The sequence below is a fragment of the Methylobacterium sp. ap11 genome, from assembly GCF_900110515.1.
GTDB classification, from domain to species: domain Bacteria; phylum Pseudomonadota; class Alphaproteobacteria; order Rhizobiales; family Beijerinckiaceae; genus Methylobacterium; species Methylobacterium ajmalii.
In genome coordinates this window covers 125,867-136,715 of sequence record NZ_FOEB01000018.1, presented here as the reverse complement: position 1 = coordinate 136,715, position 10,849 = coordinate 125,867, and the positions used below count along the sequence as shown (strand labels likewise).

Here is a 10,849-nt window from a genome sequence, read left to right as displayed (position 1 = left end):
CATAGCTGATCACAATAGTAACGGAGGCTCACGACCGACCGGCGTTTCCACCTGATCGTGTGAGCACCGAAACGTCGGACCAGCATCATCCTACTCACGACCAGACCCGAAGATCCGATCCGCAGGGACGACGCCGTCCACGCTTCTCTTTCTCGTATGAACTTGTCAAAGAGCCGATCCGGTCAGAGCCGGATCTCGACCTTCTCGGAAACGGAAAGCAGCGCCGGGTTGCCCTGGCCCTTGCTCGCTCGTCTCTGGGGAGGTGCGGCGCGGCGGCCAGTTCGTCGGCGCCCCGTCGGTGAGCGGCTGTCTAAGGGTAGCCGGCTCCCCTGTCAACACGGAGCGCGAACGGGCCTGCGTGGAGCAAAGCCTCTCGCCGGTCTTCTGATGGTCCGAGGTGGGGGGCGACGAGACGTACTTCGGTTCCGGGCGAGTCGCCGGTTTTTCGTGCAAGCCTCGTACCCCAATATGAGCCAGCCGAGGATAGAGACCTGGGCTCCCGCTTCTCCTACAGTGTGGCGACGGAGGCAGGAGACCGACGGCGAATGCGCAACGCCCTTCCGCCCATCGCGGTGATCGGCGCCGGGTTCAGCGGAACCATGGCCGCCATCCACCTGAGCCGGTTGATGCCGGAGCGCCCGGTTCTTCTCTGCGAGAAGTCTGGCGCCTTCGCCCGTGGCCTCGCCTATGCAACGGGGTGCAGCGATCACCTGCTCAACGTGCGCGCCACCAACATGAGCGCGTTTCCGGACTTGCCCGATCACTTCTCCCGCTGGCTCGAGAGCTGCCCCCTCGACAGCGTTGCCTTGACGCGCTCGACGCCGGCCGGCCTGTTCGCCGCTCGCGGCCTGTATGGCCGCTATCTCACCGAGCTCTTGCTCGCGGCCTTGGCCGAGCCGGGGCCGGCGCCGCACCTGATGCTGGAGCACGACGAGGTGGTGGACCTCGCGCCCGAGGAGGAGGGGTTCTACCTGACCCTTGCGGCGGGGCGACGCCGCTATGTCGCCGGCGCCATCCTGGCTTGCGGCAACCTGCGCGCCCCGGGCAACCCGCGGAGCCGCTACGCGGTCGACCCGTGGAATGCCGAGCCGCTCGATGATCTGCGGCCGGATCTGCCGTTGTTGATCGTTGGGACCGGGCTCACCATGGTGGATGCCGTCGCGGCCTTGCGACAGCGGGGATTCGCAGGGCCGATCCTGGCCGTGTCGCGGCGCGGCCTGCTGCCCCAGGTCCATGCGCCGACCGCCCCGTGGACGGCGCCCGACGTGCCGGCGGCGGCGCGGCGCTCGCTCGTCGCGTTGCTGCGCTGCGTGCGGGCCGAGGTGCGACGGGCCGAAGCCGCCGGGGCCGACTGGCGCAGCGTGATCGATTCCCTGCGCGGTGCCAGCATCGAGCTGTGGCGCGGCCTGCCGCTCGGCGAGCAGCACCGCTTCCTGCGCCATCTGCGCGCATTCTGGGACGTGCACCGCCACCGGATGGCGCCGCCAGCGGCCGAGATCATCGCGCGAGAGCGCATCGGCGGCGGTCTGACCGTGCTCCGGGCCCGGGTGACCGGCATCGAGGATCGGGCGGGGTACGCCCTGGTCACATTGCGCGAGCGCGGCGTGGCCGCGCCGCGGGTCATCGAGGTCCAGCGGATCATCGACGCGTCCGGGGTCGGGCGCGTCGCGGATACCGACGATCTGCTGCTACGCCGCCTGATGGCCCGGGGCCTGATCCGTCCGGACGCCCTGGGCTTGGGCCTCGCCGTCTCCGACAACCTTGCGGTCCTCGATCAGCGTGGCGAGTCCGGACGCCGGCTCTGGACCCTCGGGCCGCTGTTGCGCGGTACAATGTGGGAATGCACGGCGGTGCCGGATATCCGCGGTCAGGCGGCGGAACTCGCCCGGACTGTGGTGTCACGGCTGCGGGACGCCTCGCCCTGTGCGGCGCGGGAGACGGCGTGATGCGGGGCGAGAACCTGTTTTGTGCGGCGGGGGGCTTGCCGGAGAAAGACGCCTAGGGCGGTAGTTCCATAATCATCCTTATGCGAGCGCCCTGAAGATGCGTGGCCGCGGAAAGCCGCGTTCTCGGACAGGGACGGCCCCGCTGCCCAGAGCATCTCGGCATACCGATCGGGCTCGCTGGTCAAACACTGCAGGAGGCGAATCTGTCAGGGATGCCTAGCGTTGATTGCCGGTCACGCTCGACGGATAGCCGAACCGTCGGTGGGCGTCCGCCAGGCGAGTGGGAATGACGCATTGTTGACGCCACATCCTTCGCCACAAGCATAAACCGAACTTAACCAACTATCGAACCCGAGAACGGCCATTGTGCTTTTTATGCGGGGATGATACCTTGCGTCAATCAAACGACACCTATTGGACTAGTCGATATGTCGGTCTATGATATCCCGCTTGTATCTCGTTTCGGGGTTTTCCGGTGATCGCTGGCGCCGCAGGTGGGCGCGCTGGCTGAGCCAGCGCACAGGTATGCGCTCAAACCTTTCGCAGGCTGATCGGCGATGGACGGCGAGATTTGGCTGCCGCAGCGCGTAGCTGGAGGTCACAGGTTCTATGCCAAGCTTGGGCTGGGCATGAGGCGCGATGAACACCGACGATGGAACGAGGATAGGATGCCCATGTGCGGCAGGACCGGGACTGCGCACGCCGCAGCCGCGGCGGAGTACCTCGAAGCGGTCGCGGGCGATGGCCCGACGGATCGGATGAGCCATGATCGGAATCGGCGATGACGGCCGCCGTTGATTCCGCCCTCCTCGCCCCCGCGGCGACCGCAAGACCCGACGCGCTCCTCGCATTCGTCCTGATGGCGAAGTTCCTGGGCGTGCCGGCCGATCCGAACCAGATCGCCCATGATCACGGCACGCCCGACGGCCGCTACCGGCTTGAGGATCTCGCGCGGATCGCCAAGCGTCTAGCGATCGTCGCCCGGATCAAGTCCACCGGGTTCGCCGCGCTGCCCCGGGTGCCGCTGCCGGCGCTGGCCGAGACGCGCGACGGCGGGGCGGTCATCCTGCTCAAGGTCGATCCCCAGGCCGACGGGACCCGTTATCTCGTTCAGAGCGCCGGCGGCGAGCGGCCCGAGGTCTGGACGCAGGAGGCCTTCGCGGCCCACTTCTCCGGGCGTCTCCTGATGATGACGACCCGTGAGCTGATGACGGGAATCGCCCGGCCCTTCGACGTCAGCTGGTTCATCCCGGCGCTCGTGAAGTACCGCAGCCCCCTACGCGACGTGCTGATCGGCTCGTTCTTCCTCCAGCTGATGGGCTTGGTCTCGCCGATCTTCTTCCAACTGGTGATCGACAAGGTGCTGGTGCACCAGTCGCTGACCACGCTCGACGTGCTGGCGATCGGGCTGACCGCCGTTCTGACCTTCGAGACCGGCCTCTCGGCCCTGCGCAATTGGCTGTTCGCGCACACCACCAACCGCGTCGACAGCGAGCTGTCGGCCCGGCTGTTTCGCCACCTCCTCAACCTGCCGCTCTCTTACTTCGAGGCGTGCCGAGTCGGCGACAGCGTCGCGCGGGTGCGCGAGCTCGAGCGGATCCGCGAGTTCTTGACCTCGAACGCCGTCACGGTCGTGATCGACCTGTTCTTCACGGTCGTCTTCTTCGCGGTGATGTATGTCTACAGCCCGCTGCTGACCCTGGTCGTCACCCTGTCTATTCCGCTCTACGTCGCGATCTCGGTGGTGGTGACTGCACCGCTGCGGGCGCGCCTCGACGAGAAGTTCCGGCGCGGCGCCGAAAACCAGGCCTTCCTGGTCGAGAGCGTGACCGGCATCGGAACCCTGAAGGCGATGGCCGTCGAGCCGCAGATGCGCGCCCGCTGGGAGAAGCAGTTCGCCGGCTACACCAAGACCGGCTTCGAGGTCGCGACGCTCGCGAACTGGGGCAGCCACCTGATCCAGCTGGTTTCGAAGCTGACCACCGTAGCGATCCTGTATTTCGGCGCCCGGTCGGTGATCGCCGGCGAGCTGTCGGTCGGAGCGCTCGTCGCTTTCAACATGCTGTCGGGGCGGGTGGCGCAGCCGATCTTGCGGCTGTCGCAGCTCTGGCAGGATTTCCAGCAGGTGCGGATCTCGGTCGACCGGCTCGGCGACGTGCTCAACGCGCCGGCCGAGCCCGAGCACAATCCCGGACGCGCGAGCTTGCCGCCGATCGAAGGCGCGGTGACCTTCGACCGGGTGCGCTTCCGCTACCGGCCCGACGCACCGGAAGCCCTGCGGGGCGTCTCCCTGGCGATCGAGCCCGGCGAGACGATCGGCATCGTCGGCCCTTCGGGCTCCGGCAAGTCGACCCTGACGAAGCTGGTCCAGCGCCTCTACGTGCCCGAGCAGGGCCGGGTGATGATCGACGGGGTCGACCTGACCCTCGTCGACCCGGCCTGGCTGCGCCGGCAGATCGGCGTCGTGCTGCAGGAAAACATCCTGTTCAACCGCTCGGTGCGTGAGAACATCGCCCTGGCCGACACCACCCTGCCGATGGAGAGGGTGATCGCCGCCGCCCGGCTCGCCGGCGCCCACGAGTTCATCCTCGCCCTCCCCCACGGGTACGACACGGTGATCGACGAGCGTGGCGCCAACCTGTCCGGCGGCCAGCGCCAGCGCGTCGCGATTGCCCGGGCGCTGATCGGCGACCCGCGCATCCTGATCCTCGACGAGGCAACGAGCGCCCTCGACGCGGAGAGCGAGGCGGTCATCCAGGCCAACCTCGCGGGCATCGCCCTGGGGCGCACGGTCATCATCATCGCCCACCGCCTCTCCGCCGTGCGCGGGTGCCGTCGGATCGTCACGGTCGAGGCCGGCGGGATCACGGAATCCGGCGACCACGACACGCTGATCCGGGCCGGCGGCCGTTACGCCCAGCTCTACGCCAAGCAGATGGGACACGGCGCATGACCGCCCGGGTGGCCGATCGCAGTCCGGGCCCGTCCCGGCACTGGGCAGTGCTGCGGGCTTCCTGGGCGGCGCAGGACGAGGCCGAGCGCGCCCGCCGCCGGCTCTCCGACCACGAGTTCCTGCCCGCCGCCCTCGAAATCATGGAGCGGCCGCCGAGCCCCGGCCTGCGGGCGCTCATCTGGATGATCTGCACGTTTTTCGCCGCAGCCCTGCTGTGGTCGGTGCTCGGCACCGTCGACGTCGTGGCGGTCGCGGCCGGCAAGGTCATCCCGTCGAGCAAGGTCAAGGTGATCCAGCCGATGGAGATCGGCGCGGTGCGGGCGATCCACGTCGCCAACGGCCAGCACGTCGCCGAGGGAGACCTTCTGGTCCAGCTCGATTCGACGCTGGCCACCGCCGACGAGGCCCAGGCGCGCCAGGCGCTGCTGGCCGCCCGGGTCACCGAGGCGCGCAGCACCGCGCTCCTCGCCTATCTCGACGGTAAGCCCACCGGCTTCGTCCCGCCCGAAGGCCTGCCGGCCGCGACCGAAGCGGGCGAGGCGCAGTTCCTGCGCGCCAGCATCGCCGAGCACGAGGCCCAGGCCGCGAGCCTGCGCCAGCAGGCCGCCCAGCGCGCCGCCGAGCTCACCTCGGCCCAGGCCGAGGTCACCAAGCTGCGGCGCACCCTGCCGCTCATCGACGAGCAGCTCGAGGCCCGCCGGCACCTCACCAACCAGGGCAGCTTCGCACGGCTCAAGCTCCTCGAATACGAGCAGCTGCGCATCGAGCACACGCAGAACATCGAGGTCCAGACCGCCAATGCCGAGCGGGCCCGTGCCGCGATCACCGCGATCGAGGCCGAGAGCCGACGTCTGCACGAAGCCCTGGCGAAGACCGCCGTCACCGAGCTGCTGCAGGCCCGCGACAAGGCCCAGGCCGCCGCCGAAGATCTGCGCAAGGCGGTGCGCCGGCGCGAGCTTCTGCAGCTGCGCGCACCGGTGGCCGGGACGGTGCAGCAGCTCGCGGTGGCGACGATCGGCGGCGTGGTGCAGCCGGCGCAACCGCTGATGATCATCGTGCCCGACGGCGCCGAGATCGAGGTCGAGGCCCACCTCCTCAACAAGGATGTCGGCTTCGTGCGCGAGGGCCAGCCGGTCCGGGTCAAGATCGAGGCTTTTCCGTTCACCGAGCATGGCCTCGTCCCGGGCATCGTCGAGGGCATCAGCCGCGACGCCATCGACCTGTCCCAGCCCGCCGCCGCCCCACGCGACGACAAGGGCCGGCCGCTCCAGCCCGGCCTCGTCTACGCCGCCCGCATCCGCCTGCTCCGGACCAGCATCCGGGTCCGCGGCCGCGACCAGGATCTCGGCCCCGGCCTTTCGGTCCAGGCCGAGATCAAGACCGGTGAGCGGCGGATCATCCAGTACCTCCTGTCGCCGATCACCCGGTCCCTGGACGAGGCGGGGCGGGAGCGGTGAGGCGACCCGAGATCCGGGGACGACCTCTGGATCTCGGGCTCGCGGCGATCCGCGGTCCGTTCAGCGCGGCAGCACGACGGCGCGCGGGCCGCCCTCCTGCGCGCCGTCGAAGAGCAGCAGCACGCGCTGCCCGTCCGGTCCAGGATCGAGGGGCAGCAGCGCCTCCGGCTCCACAATCCTCCCGTGGCCGGGCAGATCGAGCCGCCTGAGCGGGCGCCGACCGGCCGTCCTGGGACAAGATGGTGCACTCTCCGTCCGCGACCGCATCGTCCTGCGGGTCGTGCATCGGACCGGCCAGGACGAGGAACCCGTCCGGCACCGCCGCGAGGTCGCGCACCCCTCGTTTCCCGCCGGCGCTGTCGCGGCCGAGGGCGATCCCGGCAAGCGTGCCCGCCGCCCGCCTGCCGCCGAACAGGCTCTCGGGTGGAACCCGACACGAATGCGGCGCGGGCATCCGCCGGCACCGGGCCGCGCAGGCCGGCATGGAGCAAGGTCGCCGCGGACCGCGATGCCCTCGACTGGTGATACGAGATCCGGAAGATGACTTCCGGATCTCGTATCACCAGCTAGCGCGGCGCCTGAGCGAAGCCGCTTTCCGCATCGCGAAGCGATCAATCGGAAAGCGTATCAGTCCTCCCTCCTCGAGTGCCTCGTCGTGGAAGGGGGCCGGTTGCGGGATCTCGGCGAGGATGCGCCCGAGGGCATTGGTCCCGGTGACCTCCGGCGCGCCGGCGACATCGCCGCGCTCCAGCTCGACGGTCTTCGGATCGACAAGGATCGGGACAGGTGCCGGGTCGCCCGGGCACGGGCCGCGAGCGTCCTCTCGTTCTTGCCGGCCTATGGCCGCGAGCGGCCATGCAAGCCGACGACGTAGACCGCGCCGTCCGCATAAGTGACGCCCTCCGCATCGAGCTCCAGGGGCCTGCCCTTGTGGCACGCCTCGAACGGCCGGATGAAGCGTCGCGCGATCAGGCTGCCGTCCGGCAGGATTGCAAACTGCGCGCCCTGCAGCACGTCGTCGGCCACGAGGCAGATCCGGGGGAAGCCGGGCTCCGCAGCGCGCGGAGATCGGCCGGGTGCCGCAGGAGTCGGTTTCCTTTCGGCACGACGTCGGCCCGAGCGACCGGTCACTCCGCCTGCTCGATGGGATTGCCTCCCGGGCAGCGTCCGATCACGGTGAGGCGGACGCTGCTCCGGATCATCGACCTTCATCGATCCTGCCGCGTTTTCTGCGGCCACCCGGTACCCGCGTCGTCGAGAAACGCTCCGGCCGTCACGCGAAGTAGTCCATCGGCCGGATCTGGTCCGTCCGCCGCCAGGCCTGATCCGCCTCCCCGCTGCGCGTGCCGAAGGACGACATGTCCTGGCGCATCAGGGCGAGCAGCCGCGCCGCATCGTCGCCCTCCGGAATCGCGCCGGCGGCAGCGGCCGGCGCGGTGGTGGTGGGCCAGCCGGCGAACGGAGCCGGAGCCGCGTCCCGGAGCCGCGCGAGCGCATCGGCGGTCGTCGCGGCCAGGTCGGTCCTGACCGGGTCCGGCCGGGACAGCGCGGTGAGCGCCGCGTCGGCGAGGTCCATGCGGCGTCCATCGGTGCGGATGTACGACCCGTGGTGGACGATCACCGTGCTGCCGAACGCCCAGTCCCGGTCGGTGGCGGCACCCGAGAGGTCGATCGCCCGGACCTCGGCTTGCGCCAGCGTCAGGATCTCCCCGTCCTGCTGGTGCCCGTCGCCGTCCCGATCCTGCCACAGGCGCAGGTCGCCGAAGCGGGCGTCGCTCGCCGAGAGCAGGCCGTCGCCGTCGCCGTCGAGGGCGCGCAGCCCCTCGAGGTCGGAGCGCGCGCCCGCGACCTCATCGACGAAGCTGATCTCGTCGATGCCGCTGACGGCGCCGTCGCCGTTCCGGTCGAGGACCAGGAACGCCTCCGTCGGCCCGATCCAGCTCGTGGCCTCGGGCGTACCGTCGCCGTCGATATCGAAGCGCGCCGCCGACTGGCCGGCATTCCGGGTCTCGATGCCGGCCCCGTCGAGGTCGAGGACGATAGGTGCCGCGACGGAGACTGTCTCGCCGTTGCGGAAGACCAGGCGCTCGACGCTCGACACGGTATCGGTCCCGTCGTTGCCGTGGGTGCCGGGCTGCAGGTCGACGACCCGCACGGTGCCGTCCACGGTAGCGATCCGATAGCTCGACCGGATACCGTTGTAGTGCGCCGTGTCGAAGCCGGCCCCGCCGACGATCGTGTCGTTGCCGGACATGCCCCAGAACAGGTCGTCGCCGTCGTTGCCGGTAAGCGTGTCGTTGCCGCCGCCGCCGGCCAGGCGATCGGCACGGTCGCCGCCGGTGATCCGGTCGCTGCCGGCCCCGCCGAACAGGCTGTTGGCGGCCCCGTCGCTTCCGGTCATCGTGTCGGCGCCCCCCGTGCCCCGGCGCCAGCCCGCGAAGGCGTCCGAGACGGCGAGCTGCACGGTGGCGGCGGCGGTGAGCGTCCCGTCGCCCACCGTGTAGGAGAACCGGTCGGCACCCTCGTAGCCGAAATCGGGCGTGTAGCGGATGCCGCCGTCCGGCCCGAGCGCGACGAGGCCGTTGCGGGCCTCGCCGACGGCGACGACCGCGAGCGCGTCGCCGTCCGGGTCGCGGTCGTTGGCCAGGAGATCCGCCGCGGCGATCGTCCGGGTGTCGCCGCGGATCACCGCGAACGGCCCGTCATTCGCTGCGACCGGCCGGTCGTTCACCAGCGTCACCGTCAGGCGGAAGACGTCGCTCGTGCTGAGCGTACCGTCGCGCGCCGTCACCCGGATATCGAGGGCACCGGCATAGTCGGCCGGCGGCGCGCCGGTGAACCGCGTGCCCGAGAACCGGAGCCAGGACGGCAGGGCTGTCCCGTCGGCCAGCGTCGCCGCGTAGGTCAGGGTCGAGTCGACGTCGGTGAAGCTCCCGGCCGGGATCGTCACCGATACGGCAGAATCCTCCGGCGAGGTCGCGTCCGGGAGCGGGCGGGCCAGGACCGGCGCGTCGTTGACCGGCGTGATCGTCAGGCGGAAGACGTCGCTCGTCGTCAGGGCCCCGTCGCTCGCCGTGACCCGGATATCGAGGGCGCCGGCATAGTCCGCCGGCGGGGTACCCGCGAAGGTCGCGCCGTCGAAGGCCAGCCAGGACGGCAGGGCCGCGCCGCTCGACAGCCGTGCAGTCAGGGTCAGCCGGTTGCCGTCCGGATCGCGGAAGCTCCCCGCCGGGATCGCCACCGAAACGAGGGAATCTTCCGGGGAGGTCGCGTCGGGAAGCCGCCGGACCAGGCTCGGCCCCCGGTTGGTCGCCGAGACGGTCAGGCGGAAGACGTCGCTCGCCGTCACCCGGAGGTCGAGCGCGCCGGTGAAGGTCGCCGGCGGCCGGCCGGAAAAGGTCGTGCCGTCGAAGGCGAGCCAGGACGGCAAGGCCGATCCGTCGGCGAGACGCGCCGTGAGGGCGAGCGCATCGCCGTCGACGTCGCCGAAGGAGCCAGCCGGCACGGCAATCGAGATGGCGGCGCCGCGGGGCGAGACCACGTCGGGAAGCGCGGTCGCCACGACCGGTGCGTCGTTGACCGGCGCGACGGTGAGCCGGAACACGCCGCTCGCCGCCAGCGCCCCGTCGCTCGCCACGATCTCGATCGCGAGCGTGCCGGTGAAGTTTGCCGGCGGCGTGCCGGTCAGGCACCCGTCGCGCAGCGAGAGCCACGTCGGGAGGTCGCTCCCGTCGGCGAGGCGCGCGCCGAACGTCAGGGCGTCGCCCTCGATGTCGGCAAAGCGGTCGGCCGGGATCGGGATCGACACCGCCGTGTCCTCGCGGACGGTCACGTCGGCCAGGGGCGAGACGAGGACCGGCGCGTCGTTGACCGGCACGATGGTGAGCCGGAAGGTGCCGTCCGCCGCCAACGTGCCGTCGCTCGCCGTCACCCGGATGTCGAGGGCGCCGGAGACGTCGGCCGGCGGCGTCCCCGTGAAGGTCGTGCCGTCGAAGACGAGCCAGGACGGCAGGGCGGAGCCGTCGGCGAGCCGTGCCGACAGGCCGAGCGCGTCGCCGTCGGGGTCGGTGAAGTGGTCCGCCGCGACCTCGATCCGGATGGGTCCGTCCTCCGGCACGCGCACGTCCGGCAGCGCCGTGGCGAGGACCGGTGCGGCGTTGCCGGGTACGATGGTGAGACGGAAGACGTCGGTCGCGGTCAGCGCTCCATCGCTCGCCTGCACGACGATGTCGAGATCGCCGCCATACGCGCGCGGCGGAGTACCCGTGAAGGTCGCGCCGTCGAAGGCAAGCCAGGACGGCAGGGCGGACCCGTCGGCGAGCCGTGCCGAAAGGCTGAGCGCGTCGCCGTCGGCGTCGCCGAAGGCCTTCCGGTCGAGGGCGAGCGCGAGCACCTCGCCGCCGAGGCCGACGTGATCCGGCAGCGGGCGCAGCAGGACCGGCGTGTCGGCGACCGGGGCGATCGAGACCAGGAGCTCGCGCTTGGCGCTCGCC

The 10,849-nt window shown here is 70.7% G+C and carries 5 protein-coding genes (1 of these 5 only partly in view); 3 read left to right on the top strand and 2 right to left on the bottom strand.

Going from position 1 to position 10,849, the window contains the following annotated elements; all coding sequences use genetic code 11:
- The first annotated feature begins 545 nt into the window (after positions 1 to 545).
- The 3 genes from BMX97_RS22730 (at position 546) to BMX97_RS22720 (ending at position 6,356) form a co-directional block, all read left to right on the top strand.
- Positions 546 to 1,946: an FAD/NAD(P)-binding protein gene (locus tag BMX97_RS22730; RefSeq protein ID WP_091753518.1), complete on the top strand. Its 1,401-nt coding sequence runs from the start codon at positions 546 to 548 to the stop codon at positions 1,944 to 1,946.
- A gap of 781 nt (positions 1,947 to 2,727) precedes the next feature.
- Positions 2,728 to 4,899 (top strand): type I secretion system permease/ATPase, encoded by a 2,172-nt coding sequence (locus BMX97_RS22725; RefSeq protein ID WP_091753517.1) that lies wholly within the window; start codon positions 2,728 to 2,730, stop codon positions 4,897 to 4,899.
- A complete protein-coding gene (locus BMX97_RS22720; protein WP_091753516.1) occupies positions 4,896 to 6,356 on the top strand; it encodes an HlyD family type I secretion periplasmic adaptor subunit in 1,461 nt (486 codons plus the stop codon). The genes BMX97_RS22725 and BMX97_RS22720 overlap by 4 nt, the downstream gene beginning before the upstream one ends.
- 837 nt (positions 6,357 to 7,193) lie before the next feature.
- Here BMX97_RS22720 and BMX97_RS22715 read toward each other — a convergent pair.
- Both BMX97_RS22715 and BMX97_RS22710 read right to left on the bottom strand, forming a co-directional pair.
- On the bottom strand, positions 7,194 to 7,382 hold the full coding sequence (locus tag BMX97_RS22715; RefSeq protein WP_091753515.1) for a hypothetical protein: 189 nt from the start codon (positions 7,380 to 7,382) through the stop codon (positions 7,194 to 7,196).
- 247 nt (positions 7,383 to 7,629) lie between these two features.
- Positions 7,630 to 10,849 carry the 3' end of a tandem-95 repeat protein gene (locus tag BMX97_RS22710; RefSeq protein WP_244538597.1) on the bottom strand. 7,010 nt of this gene lie beyond the right edge of the window, so 3,220 of the gene's 10,230 nt are visible here — the last part of the coding sequence; its start codon lies beyond the right edge, outside the window; it ends in the stop codon at positions 7,630 to 7,632.

What these genes read in the sequence shown, in the direction of transcription:
- BMX97_RS22720 (WP_091753516.1), top strand. Translation starts at nt 4,896, where the DNA reads ATGACCGCCCGGGTGGCCGATCGCAGTCCGGGCCCGTCCCGGCACTGG.
- BMX97_RS22725 (WP_091753517.1), top strand. Translation starts at nt 2,728, where the DNA reads ATGACGGCCGCCGTTGATTCCGCCCTCCTCGCCCCCGCGGCGACCGCA.
- BMX97_RS22730 (WP_091753518.1), top strand. Translation starts at nt 546, where the DNA reads ATGCGCAACGCCCTTCCGCCCATCGCGGTGATCGGCGCCGGGTTCAGC.